At 61.4% G+C, this 15,843-nt stretch carries 19 protein-coding genes and 1 pseudogene; 15 read left to right on the top strand and 5 right to left on the bottom strand.

What is annotated here, in order from left to right; all coding sequences use genetic code 11:
- Positions 1-74: 74 nt before the first annotated feature.
- The 4 genes from FO488_RS09015 to cadR all read right to left on the bottom strand — a co-directional run bounded on the left by FO488_RS09015 (position 75) and on the right by cadR (position 4,436).
- The gene (locus tag FO488_RS09015) at positions 75-1,022 is read right to left on the bottom strand and encodes an AEC family transporter (protein ID WP_149210257.1); all 948 of its coding nucleotides are present in this window, start codon (positions 1,020-1,022) and stop codon (positions 75-77) included.
- Positions 1,023-1,039: 17 nt separating this feature from the next.
- Entirely contained in the window at positions 1,040-1,666 is a 627-nt protein-coding gene (locus FO488_RS09010) for a TetR/AcrR family transcriptional regulator (RefSeq protein WP_149210256.1), read from the bottom strand.
- A 416-nt stretch (positions 1,667-2,082) separates the two neighbouring features.
- A complete protein-coding gene (locus tag FO488_RS09005; RefSeq protein WP_149210255.1) occupies positions 2,083-3,852 on the bottom strand; it encodes a M3 family oligoendopeptidase in 1,770 nt (589 codons plus the stop codon).
- Between the two features lie 137 nt (positions 3,853-3,989).
- Complete coding sequence (gene cadR / locus FO488_RS09000) at positions 3,990-4,436, bottom strand: Cd(II)/Pb(II)-responsive transcriptional regulator (protein ID WP_149210254.1); 447 nt, start codon at positions 4,434-4,436, stop codon at positions 3,990-3,992.
- A 305-nt stretch (positions 4,437-4,741) separates the two neighbouring features.
- Here cadR and FO488_RS08995 point away from each other — a divergent pair, with 305 nt between their 5' ends.
- The 3 genes and pseudogenes from FO488_RS08995 to FO488_RS08985 all read left to right on the top strand — a co-directional run bounded on the left by FO488_RS08995 (position 4,742) and on the right by FO488_RS08985 (position 7,823).
- Positions 4,742-6,862 carry a heavy metal translocating P-type ATPase gene (locus FO488_RS08995; protein WP_240732229.1) on the top strand — a complete coding sequence of 707 codons (2,121 nt, stop codon included), beginning with the start codon at positions 4,742-4,744 and terminating at the stop codon, positions 6,860-6,862.
- 140 nt (positions 6,863-7,002) lie between these two features.
- Positions 7,003-7,098: pseudogene (locus tag FO488_RS20640) on the top strand (LysR family transcriptional regulator); the annotation flags it as partial.
- A 44-nt stretch (positions 7,099-7,142) separates the two neighbouring features.
- Positions 7,143-7,823, top strand: coding sequence for a LysR substrate-binding domain-containing protein (locus tag FO488_RS08985; RefSeq protein WP_149210252.1), 681 nt, complete (start codon positions 7,143-7,145; stop codon positions 7,821-7,823).
- A gap of 161 nt (positions 7,824-7,984) precedes the next feature.
- Here FO488_RS08985 and FO488_RS20635 read toward each other — a convergent pair whose 3' ends face one another.
- The gene (locus FO488_RS20635) at positions 7,985-8,089 is read right to left on the bottom strand and encodes an RCKP-type rubredoxin-like domain-containing protein (RefSeq protein WP_149210251.1); all 105 of its coding nucleotides are present in this window, start codon (positions 8,087-8,089) and stop codon (positions 7,985-7,987) included.
- Positions 8,090-8,222: 133 nt separating this feature from the next.
- Here FO488_RS20635 and FO488_RS08975 point away from each other — a divergent pair, with 133 nt between their 5' ends.
- The 12 genes from FO488_RS08975 (at position 8,223) to FO488_RS08920 (ending at position 15,843) form a co-directional block, all read left to right on the top strand.
- Positions 8,223-8,402 (top strand): hypothetical protein, encoded by a 180-nt coding sequence (locus FO488_RS08975; protein ID WP_149210250.1) that lies wholly within the window; start codon positions 8,223-8,225, stop codon positions 8,400-8,402.
- Between the two features lie 439 nt (positions 8,403-8,841).
- Positions 8,842-9,195 carry a hypothetical protein gene (locus FO488_RS08970; protein ID WP_149210249.1) on the top strand — a complete coding sequence of 118 codons (354 nt, stop codon included), beginning with the start codon at positions 8,842-8,844 and terminating at the stop codon, positions 9,193-9,195.
- Positions 9,196-9,389: 194 nt separating this feature from the next.
- A complete protein-coding gene (locus FO488_RS08965) occupies positions 9,390-10,148 on the top strand; it encodes a 3',5'-cyclic-nucleotide phosphodiesterase (RefSeq protein WP_149210248.1) in 759 nt (252 codons plus the stop codon).
- Between the two features lie 17 nt (positions 10,149-10,165).
- Positions 10,166-10,933, top strand: coding sequence for an ABC transporter permease (locus FO488_RS08960; protein ID WP_149210247.1), 768 nt, complete (start codon positions 10,166-10,168; stop codon positions 10,931-10,933).
- A gap of 78 nt (positions 10,934-11,011) precedes the next feature.
- On the top strand, positions 11,012-11,515 hold the full coding sequence (locus tag FO488_RS08955; RefSeq protein WP_149210246.1) for a nitrous oxide reductase accessory protein NosL: 504 nt from the start codon (positions 11,012-11,014) through the stop codon (positions 11,513-11,515).
- A gap of 89 nt (positions 11,516-11,604) precedes the next feature.
- The gene (locus FO488_RS08950) at positions 11,605-12,186 is read left to right on the top strand and encodes an SCO family protein (RefSeq protein WP_240732228.1); all 582 of its coding nucleotides are present in this window, start codon (positions 11,605-11,607) and stop codon (positions 12,184-12,186) included.
- Positions 12,183-13,079 carry a hypothetical protein gene (locus tag FO488_RS08945; protein WP_149210245.1) on the top strand — a complete coding sequence of 299 codons (897 nt, stop codon included), beginning with the start codon at positions 12,183-12,185 and terminating at the stop codon, positions 13,077-13,079. The genes FO488_RS08950 and FO488_RS08945 overlap by 4 nt, the downstream gene beginning before the upstream one ends.
- Positions 13,080-13,090: 11 nt before the next feature.
- Positions 13,091-13,354: a hypothetical protein gene (locus tag FO488_RS08940; RefSeq protein ID WP_149210244.1), complete on the top strand. Its 264-nt coding sequence runs from the start codon at positions 13,091-13,093 to the stop codon at positions 13,352-13,354.
- Positions 13,351-13,890 (top strand): hypothetical protein, encoded by a 540-nt coding sequence (locus FO488_RS08935; protein WP_149210243.1) that lies wholly within the window; start codon positions 13,351-13,353, stop codon positions 13,888-13,890. The genes FO488_RS08940 and FO488_RS08935 overlap by 4 nt, the downstream gene beginning before the upstream one ends.
- A gap of 25 nt (positions 13,891-13,915) precedes the next feature.
- Positions 13,916-14,395, top strand: coding sequence for a nitrous oxide reductase accessory protein NosL (locus FO488_RS08930; protein ID WP_149210242.1), 480 nt, complete (start codon positions 13,916-13,918; stop codon positions 14,393-14,395).
- A 19-nt stretch (positions 14,396-14,414) separates the two neighbouring features.
- The gene (locus tag FO488_RS08925; protein WP_149210241.1) at positions 14,415-14,705 is read left to right on the top strand and encodes a hypothetical protein; all 291 of its coding nucleotides are present in this window, start codon (positions 14,415-14,417) and stop codon (positions 14,703-14,705) included.
- Between the two features lies 1 nt (position 14,706).
- On the top strand, positions 14,707-15,843 hold the full coding sequence (locus FO488_RS08920; RefSeq protein ID WP_149210240.1) for an ABC transporter permease: 1,137 nt from the start codon (positions 14,707-14,709) through the stop codon (positions 15,841-15,843).

Raw genomic sequence — 15,843 nt, 5'->3', positions numbered from 1 at the left:
GCCCCGCGGCCGGGAAACAGCATTCACCCCGCCTTCTCCATCCCCCAGGGGCGCTGCCGCCCGGCGCGCCCATCTCACCACAAATGCAGGCTGAAGGTCTTTTCTCCCAGTGCGGCGTGGAGTATGGCGATCACGAACGGAATGGTCAAAAGCGAAAGCGCCGTGGACAGGAAGATGCAGCGCGACGCCAGTTGGGTGTCGCCGTCGAATTTCTCGGCGAACATGGCGGTGTTGGCCGCCGCAGGCATGGCCATGCTGACGACGCAGATCCCCAGGACCATCCCCTTGATTCCCAGAAGCGACAGGACCAGAAGGACCAAAAGCGGCACGATCAACAGGCGCATCGCGCTGCCGTAGTAGATCGCCAGACCGGAGAAAAGGTCGCGCAGGCGTGTATCGGCCAGGGTTGCGCCGACGACGATCATGGACAGGGGCGTCGTGGTCGAACCGATCAGCTCACAGGCCTTGAGCAGGGGTGCGGGGAGCTTGATGGAGCCGATGAAGATGATCAGTCCGGCGGCAACCGCCAGGACCCCGGGGTTGATAAGCGCCTTTTTGAGCGCCTGGGGCCCTTTTTCCCCGGTGAACAGCATCACTCCCAGACTCCAGAGGGCGATGGTGAACGGCACGCCGAAGATGGAGGCGTAGAAGATGCCGATCTTGCCGTAGAGGCTTTGCAGCACCGGATACCCCATGAAGGCGCAGTTGGAGAAGATGGTCATGAAGCGCAGCACGCTGCGCGTTTCCTGGGGATGGCGCCGGAAAAACAGGCCGCTGACGAAATAGAGGGCTATGTGCAGGCCAAAGGAGACCATGAGGAGTTTCATGGCGGTGGAGAGCATCTCCCGGTTGAAATCGAAGGTAAAGGAAACGACCACCATCAGGGGGAGGGTCACGTTGAGAATCAGTTCGGTGATGCCCCGGTTGGTGCCGGCATCGATGAACTTCCTGCGGCGGGCGTAGTAGCCGGCCGCCATGATCAGAAAAAGGACCAGCACTTCTGTGACGATATCGGTCTGCATGCTGCAAATCTCCTCTGCTATACGCTGCTGCCGAACAGGCGCCGATAATGGGGGCGTGCCCCATCGCTCAGGATCCCGTCGAACATGACATCCAAAATGGTGCGGAAGGCCTGGTCGGTCGTGACCGGGGATGCCGCCAGCACACGGTTGTTGATGACCCCCATGATGGCGCTGATGTAGATCTGGACCAAAAGCTCCTTGTTGATATCACTGCGCAGCGCGCCAAGCCGGATGCCGTTCTCGATGAACATTTCAAAGTTGCGGTTGATCTCGTCCCGGCGAAATCGCTCCAGCTCGGCCGCCAGGGACGGGTTGAAGATGCGCAGGTCTTCGTGAAACCGGGCGCCGATCTCCGTCAGTTCCTTGCCCGCATTGATCCACAGCCAATGGATCTTTTCCGTGAAATCGGTGCCCGCCGCCACGGTCTCGCGGAACAGGGCGTGGATGCGGTCGGTCTTCCGGTAATAGACGGCCCGCACCAGGTCGTCCTTGGAGGGGAAGAGCCGATAGATGGTCTTCTTGCTCATGTGCAGTTCGCGCGCCAGGTCGGCCATGGTAACGCGGGCAAAGCCGCGGTCCATGAAAATCCGGCTGGCGACGGCCACGAGCCGCTCCCGCGTGTCGTTTTCACTTGGTTGTGTCATCGCGTTTATCCAATACCATGGAAACCAATTTAGGTGTTTATAGTTTCCTTATAATCCTGCCCAACCGGTTTGTCAAGCGATTCGGCGGCCACCCCATGATCGTGTTTATTCTTATCAATCAACTGTTTAGGTGCAAACATAAATAGAATGATGTTATATTGATAGACAGGAACGGGTATGGTTGCGTCAAAACCAGAGGGAGGTGTCGCACATGTTCGGTTTTGTCATGTATCTGGTAGCGGTAATGGTGGCGGTATTGGGGTTTCAGATTTACCGGTATTACGTGACGCATCATTGAGGTGTCGGTTGGACGGTGACGCTGTTTTATCCATCCTGCCGTCCCGACGGACATGAAAGGGGCCCGCCGTTGTTCTTTCGGCGAGCCCCTTTCATGCAGGTGCTGTGTTCTCCAGGAATCAGGCGATCTCCCGCAACTCCTCGATCAGCCCTTTCAGGAAATCATACCCCTTTTGCCAGAAATCCCCCGCCGTGATGTCGATCCCCGCCAGGCGGGCCGTATCGGCCGGCGGCAGCGCCCCTCCCGACTCCAGCAGGCGGCGGTAGCCCGGCTTGAAGCCGTCGCCCTCTTCGCGGTATTTCTGGAAGAGCGCCAACACCAGCAGTTCGGCAAAGGTGTAGGAATAGCAGTAAAAGCGGCTGTGAATGAAATGGCTGATGTAGCTCCACCCCCAGCGGTAGGCGGGGATGGACTCCACGGCATCGCCGAAGAGCCGGTTGTTCTCCTCCAGCCAGATTTCCGCGATGCGGTCGTTGGAAAGCAGGCCGGACTGCCGCTCGTTGTGCAGGCGTAGTTCGAAGCGGGTCAGCACGGTCTGGCGGAAGGTGGTGGCGATGATGTCCTCGATCTTGGCGCACAACAGGGATTTGCGTACCGCCGGGTCCGTTTCCTGTTCGAGCAGCATGCGGGTCAGCAGCATTTCGCCGAATACCGACGCGGTTTCGGCCAGGGGGAGCGGGGCGTGGTAGTTGAGCATGTTCTGCTTCTGGGACAGGACAAAGTGCAGGCCGTGGCCCGCTTCGTGGGCGATGGTGGCCAGGTCGCGCAGGGTGCCGGTAAAGTTGAGCAGGAGAAACGGCGGGGCTTGGGGCGAAATGCCCATGGCAAAGGCGCCGCCCGACTTCCCGGTGCGCGGCAGCACGTCGACGCGGCGCTCGTCGAAGAAGGCCCCGACGATGCGGCCGAAATCCGGGTCGTACTGGGCGTAGGACGACACCACCATGGCGCGGGCCTCGTCAAAACCGTACTGTTTCTCCGCTTCGGCCACCGGGGCGTACATATCGCAGTTGCGGATCCTGTCCATGCCGAGCATCTTGGCCTTGAGGCGGAAATAATCCTGGGCCAGGCCGTAGTTGGCCTCGGTCACGCTCATCAGGTGCTCCACCGCCTCGTCCGGGATCTCGTTGCCGATGTTGGTGGGCTGGATCGGCGTGGCATAGCCGCGCAACTCCATCTCCTGGCCGTGGTCCAGGGCCATGTTGTTGAACACCGCGTTGAAGACGATGCCGTGCTCGCCGTGGCGCTCCAGGAAGGTGGTCTGGGCCCGGAAGCGCACGTCGGCCGACGGGTGGTGCAGCAGCGAAAGCAACTCCTCGCCGGTGAAGTCCCGTTCCTCGCCGTCCAGTTCCATCCGGTAGCTGAAGGATGCCGACAATTCGTCGAACAGCTTGGTGAACGCGTTCACGCCGGTCAGATCCTTGCGGGTCAGGAGCCGTTCCTCGTTTTCCTTTAAACTGTAGGGGCGGAATTTCCTGATGCCGTTCAGGAAGTGTACGTAGGGCGCCGCTTCCGGCAGGCTGCCGAGCGCTTCGAAACGGGCATCGTCCAGGTGCATCAGTTCCAGGTCGAAGAACAAAAGTTGCTGCGACAGGCTGCTGCCCAGTTCGGAGCAGCGCTGCGCCAGGGCGCGGTTGGCCTCGTCGGCCGAATCCGCGGCAAACAGCAGGTGCGCGTAGCAGAACGGTTTGGCCATGCGCACCTGCAAGGCCTCGTACTCCTGCACGGCGGCCAGGATGGCGGCGCTGTCCAGGCCGGCTATCTTCTCGAAGTAGCGGTCACGGAACGCAGCGGCCAGGCCGCTGAAGGAGGCCAGATCGTTCTCCAGCTCGGGCGAATCCGGGGCGGGGTAGAGCAGGGCGGTGTTCCAGGTCGGGTCGGTGTGGGACATGAGTCGATTATCTCCATTGAGTATCTGGGGTTGTTTCCGGACATATTAAAGAGAGGGTACTACAGCGGGGGGAAAGCGTCAAGGCGAGGTGGCCTCGGGTCGCTTATTGCCGGGACGTTTCGTTCGTCAATGGGACCCTATGAACTTTTCACGTTTTCCCCGAGAGGGTGGCACGGGCAGTTTTCCCCCGCCGCCGCCTGTTCCAGGTTGCGCAAAATGGCACAATCGGCCACATTGGTATTGGCCTGGCAGGTATCGCGCAACGAATGCAATTGCTGCTCAAGTACGCGAAGCGCCTCGATCTGCGCATGAACGCGGTCGATCTGGCTGTCGATCAAACGGTTGATCTCGTCACAGGCCAGCTCCGGATGGGCTTGAAAACTGCGCAATATGCGCACATCCGGCAATCCCATGCCCAGCGACCGGCAGTGGCGGATGAAATTGAGCTGCGTCACATGGGCGTCGGTATAGTTGCGATAGCCGTTGCCTTCACGCGCTGGTTGTTCCAGCAAACCTTCCCGTTCGTAAAAGCGTACCGTTTCCACCTTACAGGCGCTGCGTTGCGCCAGTTCTCCGATTTTCACGGGCATCCCTTCAACAAAAGTGCTTGACCCTGTAGTAGCTACAGGCTGTCTAATGATAGCACACTATCGGAGGGATGCCACTCATGAACGAGTTCAACAAGCCGAAAACTGGGTTCAGGTATCATCATGTCACAGAGAAGACGTGCTGCGCATCAAAATGTTGTGATGAACGCCCCCTTTCCCCCGGCGGTGGCTCGGCAACCGGCCATGGGCCAGGCACTGTTCCTGCCACAGAGGCCGGCCAGGGGGGTGGGAGATGTCTGCCGCCCAACGGCACCAGCCGGGTGAGGTACCGGATCGACAACATGGATTGCCCTGTCGAGGAGCAACTGATCCGCAAAAAGCTGGAGCCGATGGCGGGAATCGCCCAACTCGATTTCAACCTGCTGAATCGGGAGCTGACGGTGTACCATCGCCTGAACGACCCGCAGCCGATCGCCGCCGCGCTGGACGCGATCAATATGGCGCCCCGCCTGATGGAAGCCGGGCCATCGCCATCCGCCGCTCCTTCAGGCATGAGCCCGCTCAGGAAAAGCCTGTTGGCCATCGGCGGGGCCACGGCGCTCGCGGCCGAAGCCGTATCATGGGCAACGGGTGACGACACATCACGGCTGGTGCTGGCGTTGACGGTTTCATCGATCCTGTGTGCGGGACTGCCCACCCTGAAAAAGGGCTGGATCGCACTCAGGAATCTGACGCTGAACATCTACTTCCTCATGTCCCTGGCGGCAACCGGCGCCATCATCATCGGCAAATGGCCGGAGGCCGCCATGGTGATATTCCTGTTTGCCGTGGCCGAGGCCGTCGAAGGGCTATCGCTGGAACGAGTGCGCAGGGCCATTGCGTCGCTGTCTGCGCTGGTTCCCGACACTGCCGAAATAAAAGTCGGCAGTGATTGGCGTGAACAGCCGGTTGCCGGAGTGAGCATAGGCAGCCGCATCAGGATTCGCACCGGCTCGCGGGTGCCGCTTGATGCGCGGGTGGAATCCGGCCGCGCATCCCTCGACCAGGCGACGATCACCGGAGAGAGCCTGCCGGTGGATAAACAGGTCGGAGATGCGCTGTTTGCCGGCAGCATCGTCACCGATGGCGTGGTGGAGGCCACCGTAACCGCCGTTGCCGGCGACAGCACCGTGGCCCGCATCGCCGCCGCCATTCAGACCGCACAAGCACAACGTGCGCCCACTCAGCGTTTTGTCGACAGGTTCGCCCATTATTATACGCCTGCGGTGGTCGCCTTCGCCGGTGCCCTGGCGCTCCTTGGTCCGCTGCTGTTCGGCGGGGCATGGGCCGATTGGCTCTACGAGGCCCTCGTCATACTGGTGATCGCCTGCCCCTGCGCCCTGGTATTGTCCACTCCGGTCACGGTGGTCAGTGGTCTCACGGTTGCCGCCAAGCACGGCATCCTTGTCAAGGGCGGCGTCTACCTGGAAGGCGGCCGGATGTTGAAAGCCGTGGCGCTCGATAAGACCGGTACGTTGACCGGGGGTAAACCGGCATTGACCGACGCGTTCACGCTTGACGGCACGCCGGTTGCCCGCGCCCTGCTCATCGCGGCAAGCCTTGACGACCACAGCACCCACCCCGTTGCCAGGGCCCTGGTTGACGGGTGGCGGAAGCAGCAGCCCAAGGCTGGGCTGTTGCCGGTAGAACATTTCGGCGTACTGAACGGGCACGGCGTCAAAGGAACTGTCGATGGCCAATCCTGGCACCTGGGCAATCACCGTCTTGTCGACGAGTTGGGGTGGTACACTCCTGAGGTGGCAGCCAGGCTCGCGGTTCTGGAAAATGCGGGGAAAACCGCCGTTATCCTCTGCACGGACTCTGGCCCGGCAGCGATCTTCGGCGTGGCCGATACGATACGGCCCGAGAGTTTGCCGGCAGTGGCAATGCTCAGGGCACTGCAGGTGGAGCCGGTGATGCTGACGGGCGACAACGCCGCCACCGCCCAGGCCATAGCCGATCATCTTGGGATTAGGGATGCGCGCGGCAATCTCATGCCGGAAGGCAAACAGGCCGCCATTGCCGAACTAAAAGGCCGCTATGGAACGGTCGGCATGGTTGGTGACGGCATAAACGATGCCCCGGCCCTGGCAAGGGCGGATATCGGCATCGCAATGGGCGCCGCCGGCACTGCCGTGGCACTGGAAACGGCCGACGTGGCCATTATGGACGACGACCCGCGCAAGATCGCCGATTTCATCGGGCTAAGCCGGCATTGCGCAGCGATTTTGAAACAAAACATCTCGTTGGCGCTCGGCATCAAGGCCCTGTTTTTATCTTTGGCGCTTACGGGGCATGCAACCCTCTGGATGGCTGTATTCGCGGACATGGGGGGAAGCCTGTTGGTGGTATTCAACGGATTGCGCTTGCTCGGATATGCCCCGCGCGGTGGATATATGCCGGATACCGCTGATTTATCTTGAATCAGGAAGCGGTATTTTGTAGATTGCGATTGTTGCAATCGCAATTACAAATAGGAGCTGTTTTCCATGACCTTGAAACAACTTGAGGTGTTCGTTGCCGTTGCCCTGACCCGCAGCTTTTCCCGGGGGCAGACAGGACCTGCATCACCCAGTCCACCGCCAGCCAGCATATTCAGGGGCTGGAGGAGGAGTTGGGCATCAAGCTCTTCGACCGGGGCAGGGGGGCGCCCTTCTGACCGAAGCGGGCAAGCTGCTCCTGGGACGGGCGCAGAAGATCCTGGTGGAATGCGACGAGTCCCGCTCGGCGGTGCGCCGCTTCGTCGGCATGGAGGACGTGGTGCTGCGCGTCGGCGCGAGCAATACCCCCGGAACCTGCCTGATCCCGGCACTCCTCGACCAGTTCCATCGGCAATACCCCAGCGTGCGCCTGGAGGTGCTCCAGGGGGACAGCACGTCGGTCATTGGGCAACTGGTGAACGAGGAGGTCGAACTGGGATTCATCGGCGGGCGCTTCAATGACGAGCGGATTCATTTCGAAGCCCTGGGCGAGGATACCATTGTGTGCGCCGTTTCTTCCGATATCGCCGCAAAGGGCAAACAAAGCCTCAGCCAGGCCGAGCTGTGCAAGGTGCCGCTGATTGTCCGCGAACAGGGCTCGGGAACGCAAAAGGCGGTCTACGAGGCCTTTGCCGGAACCTGGATCAACAAGGATTCGCTCCGCATCGTCGCGGTGCTCGGCAGCAGCGAGGCGATCAAGCGCGCCATCCTGAACGGCACCGGGTATGCCTTCATTTCCAGCATGGTCATAGCGGATGAGTTGAACCACGGAGAACTGACGACGGTCAGAATCCCCGGCTTGAATATTTCCCGGACATTCTATGCCGCCCGGCGGGAGGGCAGGGAACTCTCCCCGGCCGCCGCGGCCTTCTGGGAGCTGATGCTCTCCCGCGGGAAAGGGTGATGGTACCGCAATCGACGGCAAGGCGGGGGGTTTAGCGAAAGACAGGGGGGCGACCGGCTGACGGGGAATATCCCCGACGCGGCGGTGCCGGGAGGTGGTGAAAGGGCAAACCGGAACCCCGGGGCGGCCCGCTCGTTCGGAGCCCCCCGGGGGTACACCGGCTACTCAGCCTTGACGAACTGCCCTTTTTCTCCGCATTTTTCGCATTTTTGCGGCTTGCAGCGCCCTTCCTTGGTAAACCCGCAGGCACATTTCCAGGTTGCCATCGTGTATCACCTCCCGTTTGTTGAGGTCCCGCCGTCCGCCTGCCGTCCGGAAACGACCTGGCGGACCCGGGTTGAAAAGCGGCGGCCGAATGGTATAGTTGTAGAATATCAGACCGTCATTTGCGAGGAAAAAATGAGCGAATTGGCTTTTCTGCTATTGTTGTTCGGCCTGCCGGCCGCCATCGGTTTCCAGATGGCCCGGAGGCGCGGCAAGAACCCCTTCTTCTGGGGGCTGCTCTCGGGGATATTCCCTTTTTTCCTGGTGGTGCTCAAACTGCAGCACAAGCCGCTGGACAAAAAGGCCGCCCCCTGACCCGCGCTTTCATGCCGCTCCTTTCTGTCCGTGCATCCCGCCACCACGTTCCCTGCCCGCATGCCTGCCGGACGACCCCGCCATTGCGGCGCACCATTCCGTCAAATAACGTCATCACATTTGCCCACCAACAAAAATAATCTTGTTTTGTACAATGGTTATAAATGTAATCCAAGAATTGCCTTCCATAATATGCGCTATATGACCATGCCTGCTCCCATGTGTCGTCCATTTCACGCAACTGGTTTCGGCGGATCGATTCGGCAATAGGACAAAACATTTGTAACAGGCTGAAATCGCACTGCTTATGGGAAGGGTTGAAAAAAATGAGCACCCGCAGCGATTTGGGGCGGAATTTTGCAAGACCCAAAAACATAGATTCAGGCAGCACCACCCCACGGATGGAGATGTACCCATGATGTCGCCGTTAACAGCCCTTATGATGACATTGCTTACCATGGTCACGTTCTGTATGATCCCCCGCATCGGCTTCGACTGGCTGCGGTTCAGGGAGTACGCGCACGAGGGGGATCGGGAAAAACTCATCATGCTTCAGAGGCAGGAGAACGGCTGGGCTCTCCGCCACCTGGTCTGCGCGCTGTGTGCCGTCGCGCTGGTCGCCGTCATGAAAACCTGCCCAAACCTTGGGCAGCCCGACCGCCTTGCCGCCGTCACGGCGGTCTATGCCGTGATTTCCTTCTGCTTTGCGCTGGTGGAATCGATCCTGTCCCAGAGGATCTATCAACTGATCGTGAGCCGCATGGAACCGGTCAAGCAGCGGAGCGACGATTAGGCCGCCACCCGCCCCCTTCTTTTTGCCCGACGAATTAATTGCCCTCCCCGATTTACTCCCGCCGATTTGCTGCTACAATATGCCGGGTACGAAAAGAAACCGTCGCCCGGACTTGACGCGGCGGGAGGCAATGATACAGAATGCGGCCCAGCGCTTTTCGGACGCAGACACTGGACCGCGCGGAGAGGGGAGACATGAAGCTACGGGTATTGGGGAGTGCGGGGGCGGAATTTCCCGGTTTCAGGCCGCCGGCCTTTCTGGTGGATGACCATCTGCTGCTGGATGCCGGCACCATCGGGTCGGTGCTGACCGCCGAGGAACAGTGGAAGATCCGGCACATCTTCGTCACCCATGCCCACCTCGACCATATCCGCGCCATTCCCGCCCTGGCCGACAATATCATCGTGCGGAACCTGCGCCAGACCGTCGTCGTCCACGCCATCCCCGAGGTCATCGCCGCCATGGGGGAGCATCTTTTCAACGGCGTGATCTGGCCGGACTTCACCACCCTGCCGGACCGGGACGCCCCGGTCATCTCGTTCCACCCCCTTGAGACAGGAGCGGTTTCCGCTCTCCCGGGCTACGACATACGCGCCGTTGCCGTCGATCACACGGTCCCGGCGGTCGGCTACATCGTCAGCCACGGGGGAAAAACGCTGGCCTATACCGGCGACACCGGGCCGACCGACGAATTCTGGCGGCATGTGGACGGCATCGATGCCCTGATCGTCGAGGTATCCTTCCCCAACAGCATGGAGGCTTTGGCGTTGACGACCAAGCACCTGACCACATCCCTGCTGCAGACCGAACTCGGAAAGATCGGGAAACTGCCCCGCCGCATCCTGATCACCCATCCCAAACCCCACTACTACGATACCATCAGCAGGGAGATCGACAGCCTTGCCATGAAGGAGATCGAACTCCTCCACGATGGCGCCGTGTTCGAGCTGTGACTTCGGATACGCCGTCCATGTTCAGTGCACTAGGCCGTTGGGCCATCATACGTTTCTCCATCGTTATGGACATTCTCGCCACCATGGGGCGCGCCGGCAGGAGCGTCCTGTCCCTCGAAGGGCGGGCGGCCGTCCGCGCGGTATTCATGAAACAGATCTATTTCACCGGTCTGGAGGCGTCGGGCATCATCATGACCATCGCCCTGATCCTGGGCACGGTCATCATTACCCAGGTGGTCAGCCTGGTGGGGGATAACGGCTTCCTGACCGGAAAGATCCTGGTGTGGGTCGTGCTGCGGGAGTTGGCGCCGCTCTTGACCGCCATCGTCGTCATTGCCCGCAGCGGAACGGCAATCGCCGCCGAACTCGGCGCCATGAAGATCAACGGTGAAATCGAGGCCCTGGAGACGATGGGGATTCCCAGCGAACACTACCTGATATTTCCCCGCGTCGCCGGGGTAACCGTTTCGGTGGTCATCCTGACGGTCTATTTCGTCCTGACCGCGTTTATCGGGAGTTTTCTCATCGCCTCCGTGGGATGGCACGTCCCCTACGAGCAGTTTATCCAGGGGATTCTGGCGGCCCTCGGCGTCAAGGAGGTCGTGGTCCCGCTGTTCAAGAGCGTGCTGTTCGGCCTCTGCACCTCGGCCACCTGCTGCTGCTTTGGCCTCAGCGTTGACCGGAGCGTCACCGAGGTCCCCCAGGTCGCCACCAAGGGGGTCATGGCCAGCCTGTTCATCGTTTTTTTCATGAATGCCCTGGTAACCTATCTTTCATCGCTGTAACCGTCCGATGCGCTGTCCCGGGCGACTTGTCCGGGACAGCGCATCGGGGAAAATCCGTGTTCAGAAAGGAAAAACCGCATGAAGATACACCTCTTGTGCACCGGCATCATGGCGGGTATCACCCTGGCTGCAGGCATTGTCGCGGGCGCGGAACAGCACGGCGGCCATCAGCACGCGCTTGCCGCGGAGGCCGCCGCCCCGGCCGATGTAGCGCTGCACAGCGCGTGCGCCCATTGCGGCATGAGCAGGGCGAAGTTCGCCCACTCCCGCATGCTGGTAACCTACGCCGACGGTAAAACGGTCGGCGTCTGCAGCATCCATTGCGCCGCCATCGAGCTCAAGAGCAGAAAAGGGGAGGGCGTGGCCTCCCTTCAGGTCGGCGATTACGGCACCAAGGCGCTGATCGACGCGACAAAGGCTTTCTGGGTGATCGGCGGGGACCAGCGGGGCGTAATGACCAAAACGCCCAAATGGGCCTTTGCCGAAAAACAGGCCGCCGAGGCCTTCATCGGCAAGCACGGCGGCAAGCGGGCGGCCTATGGGGAGGCGCTCGACCTGGCGGAAAAAGACGGGACAAAATAACCGTTGCCGTGTCCTGAATCGAGCCCTTGTTTTATTCCGTTTTTCGCATATCATATCTTCATCACAGCCTGTCCCCGGAGGTGTGCCGCGTGCCCAAGAATATCCTGCTCCCCCTGTTCGCATTCTTCCTGCTGGGGCTCATGCCGGCGCTCGAACCGGCCGGGGCCGCCGACGCCAAGAAATATCAGCGCACCATCGAGGCCTACGCCATCCCGGATGTGGTCCTGGTAAACCAGAACGGCACGAAGGTCCGGCTCAGGGAAGCGCTGAAGTCCGACAAGCCGGTCGTCGTCGATTTCATCTTCGGCACCTGCACCACCATCTGCCCCATACTCTCGGTCGGCTATGCCAATCTTCAGCAGAAGCTCGGCGCCAACTCCCCAAACGTCCACCTGGTTTCCATCTCCATCGATCCCGAGAACGACACCCCGAAGGTCATGCGGGACTACCTGAAACGATACCGGGCAAAACCGGGATGGGATTTCCTGACCGGTTCACGGGCGGACATCGACAAGGTCATGTACGCCTTCAACGCCTATATTCCCAACAAGATGTCCCATTATCCCCTGACCCTGATCCGCTCGCCGCGGGACGGCAAATGGATCAGGATTTTCGGGCTCCTCAGCAGTTCGGAGTTCATGAATGAATGCCAAAAGGCGGGCATCCAATGACTACGAGAGCCATATGGCGACCCGGTCGCGTGGCGGCGGCCTGTCTTCTGTTCCTCGTGGCGGCGGGTGCGGCCCCCGTCACGGCGGGCCTTGCGGCAGCGGAGAACATGCGCCTTGGGGAACAGTTGTACCGCGAGGGGATTCTACCGTCGGGCGAACCGTTGCGGGCCTATGTAAAGGGCGACATCCCGGTGCCGGGGACCGCGTTCTCATGCGTCAGCTGCCACCTGCGCAGCGGGCTCGGCTCGGTGGAGGGGGGCGTTTTTACGCCGCCCACGAACGGCGCCAAGCTCTTCCAGCCGTTCCAGCTTCTCTTCAAGGGGCTGGAGCAGAAATATTTTCCCCTGCCTCCCCGCCGGCCGGCCTATACCGACGCAACCCTGGCCGAGGTCATCCGGAGCGGCGCGACCCCCGGGGGTGGGACGCTGAACGACGTCATGCCCCGCTACCTTCTCGAAGACGGCGACATGACGCTCCTTCTCGCGTACCTGAAGGATCTGTCGTCCCGGTACTCCCCCGGCGTTTCGGCTACGGCGCTGCACTTCGCCACGGTGATTACGGACGAGGTTAGCCCGGAAGACCGCAACGCCATGCTTGCCCCCCTGGAACAGTACATCGCCATGAAGAACAATCAGGCCAGGGCGTACCGGGCTCCGGGCAACAAATCCCGCCAGATGGCGGAAAACATGCTCGTATCCAAAGAACTGGCGACCCGGACCCTGACCCTGTCCCGCTGGGTGCTGAAGGGGCCGCCCGACACCTGGCGGAAACAGCTTGAGGAGTACAACCGCAACGAACCGGTGTTCGCCCTGTTGGGGGGATCTCCTATGGCGAATGGCGGCCGATCCACGATTTCTGCGAGGCGAACCGGATACCCTGCCTCTTTCCCCTGACCAATCTCCCGGTGATTTCCGAAACCGACTGGTATACCCTGTACCCTTCCAAGGGGTACTATCAGGAAGGGGAGGCGGCCGCCCGTTACCTCCAGAGCGACGGTTCCCTGCCCCGAAGCGCCCCGGTGGTGCAGATCGTGCGGGATTCTCCCCAGGGCAGGGCTCTGGCGGCGGGATTCCGGCAGACGTGGCTCGATTCGGGTCAGGGGGAGCCGGCGACGGTCCTGCTGAAGGGGGGGAGGCCATCAGCAGGGAGCTTTTGCGCCAGGCGATGAAACAGAAGCCGGCGGCCATCATGGTGTGGGATGGGCCGGGGTGCCTGCCGGCCTTGCAAACCTTGACGGCCGCCGGCGCCAGGCCGCCACGGCTGTTCGTTTCGGCACGCTGCCTGGGAAAGGAACTCTGGACCCTGCCGGAAGAACTCCGCCCGTTCACCCATATCGCCTATCCGTACGCGTTTGCCTTGAATGTGACCTACGCCGGCATGGGCGGCGCCAGGCTCCAGGATGATCAGCAAACATCCCTGGCCCGGACGGAGGTCATGATAAAAACCTACGCCCAGGAGATCGCAAGCCTGGACACGACCCTTACCCAGATCATGACCATGGCGCTGATGGACCTGCGGGGGAACTATTACCGGGATAACCTCCTGGATGTCATCGGCATGATCGCGGACCAGCCTTCATCGGTGTTCGGTCGCCTGAGTTTCGGGCCGGGGCAGCGCTACGCGTCGAAGGGGTGCTACATCGCGCAGCTCACCAAAGGTCCCACGCCGGAACTCGTCAAGAAGAGCGGCTGGGTGATCCACTGACCCTTGAACCCCAAAGGATGGTTCCATGTCCACTATGCTTTGCCGTGCGCTGTTTGTGCTCCTGTTCGTCGTTGCCGTGCCCCCGGCTTTCTCCGCCGGCCCGGCACCGGCGCCGTCCGAGAGGGAAAAATGCCCGGTATGCGGGATGTTCGTTGCCAAGTATCCTGACTGGGCCGCCGCCATACAGTTCAACGATGGCACCCGCGCGGCCTTCGACGGCCCCAAGGACCTGTTCACCTATTTCCTGAACCTCAAAAGGTTCAACCCGGGCAAATCCAGGGACGCCGTCACCGCCATCCGGGTAAAGGATTATTACTCGCTCGCGACCATCGACGGCCATACGGCCTATTACGTGGTGGGCAGCGACGTGTACGGCCCCATGGGCAAGGAACTCGTGCCGTTCGCCAAACTCAGCGACGCCCGCGGCTTCATGGTCGATCACCGGGGCACGAGGGTCGTGCGTCTGAGCGAGATCACCCCGGCCTTCCTGAAATCGCTGGAATAGCCGGCCCAAGGACACGTGCATGCGCAAATCGGACCTGTTCTTCATCTTCACGGCATGCTGCGGCATCACGTTCGCCCTGATGCTGCTCTCCGGCAGCCCTGACCGGGCGACGGCCCGCGCCGAATTGCGCGACCGTGCCAGGCTGGCCCGCGAACTGATGCTCACGGACCTGTGCCTGTTCACCGAAGCGCGCTATACGCGCCACCCGTCCATGGCCGACCTGCACAGCCCGTTCCAGGACCACCCCTTCAGCCTGGAGCATTTCCCCTCCGGGTCGTTCATTGCGCCGCCGACACGGTCTGCGAGGTAACATGCCCACATCCCTGAACCGCCACCGGAACATCATCGACTTCGCCCTGTCGTCCCTGCTGCGCCGCAGGATGAAGAACCTTTCCCTGATGGCGGTCTATACCCTGGTCGTATTCGTGATCGCCTCGCTGCTCTTTTTTGTCCATGCCGTGAAGCGCGAGGCGGCGCTCGTGCTCGCCGACGCCCCGGACATGGTGGTCCAGCGCCTGATGGCGGGCCGTCATGACCTGATACCGGCGGCCTACACGGAAAAGATCCGCGCCATACCCGGGGTGAGCACGGTAACCCCGCGCCTGTGGGGCTATTACTACGATCCGGTTTTCGGCGCGAATTATACGATCATGGTGCCGCCGCAGCCTGCGGTGGAGCCGGGAAGCATCCTCGTGGGCGCGGAGGTCTCGCGGAGCCAGCGGGTGAAGGTGGGGGACATGGTGGCGCTGCGCACCTCGACCCACATCCCCCTCCTGCTTACGGTGAAGGGGGTCTATCCGGCCGCATCCAATCTGGTGGCGGCCGACCTGATCGTCATGTCGCCCGAGGATTTCCAGGCGATGTTCAACCTGCCAACCGCTCAGGCGACCGACCTTGCCGTCACCGTGGCCAACCCCCGCGAACTCGCCACGATCGCCGCAAAGGTTTTGGATGCCTTCCCCGACACCCGCCCCATCCTGAAGAGCGAGATGCTGCGGACCTATGACGCCATCTTCGACTGGCGCGGCGGCATGATGGTGGTTATCCTCGCCGCCGCGGTGCTCTCCTTCGTCATCTTCGCCTGGGACAAGGCCACCGGTCTTTCGGCCGAAGAGCGGCGGGAGATCGGCATCCTCAAGTCCATCGGCTGGGAAACGGCAGATGTGCTCTATCTCAAGTTCTGGGAAGGGATCGTGGTCTCCCTGAGCGCGTTCCTGCTGGGGACGCTTCTGGCCTACGGCCATGTGTTCTTCTTTTCCGCATCGCTGTTCGAGCATGCCCTCAAGGGGTGGGCCGTGCTCTATCCGAAGTTCAGGCTGGTGCCGGCGGTGGACGGCTACCACGTGGCCGTGCTCTTCTTCCTGACGGTCCTCCCCTATACCGTGGCAACCATCGTTCCCGCCTGGCTGGCGGCCGCCACCGATCCCGACGCCGCCATGAGGTCGTAA

Source organism: Geobacter sp. FeAm09, from assembly GCF_008330225.1.
Lineage (GTDB): Bacteria > Desulfobacterota > Desulfuromonadia > Geobacterales > Pseudopelobacteraceae > Oryzomonas.
This window is presented reverse-complemented; position numbering and strand designations above follow the sequence as displayed.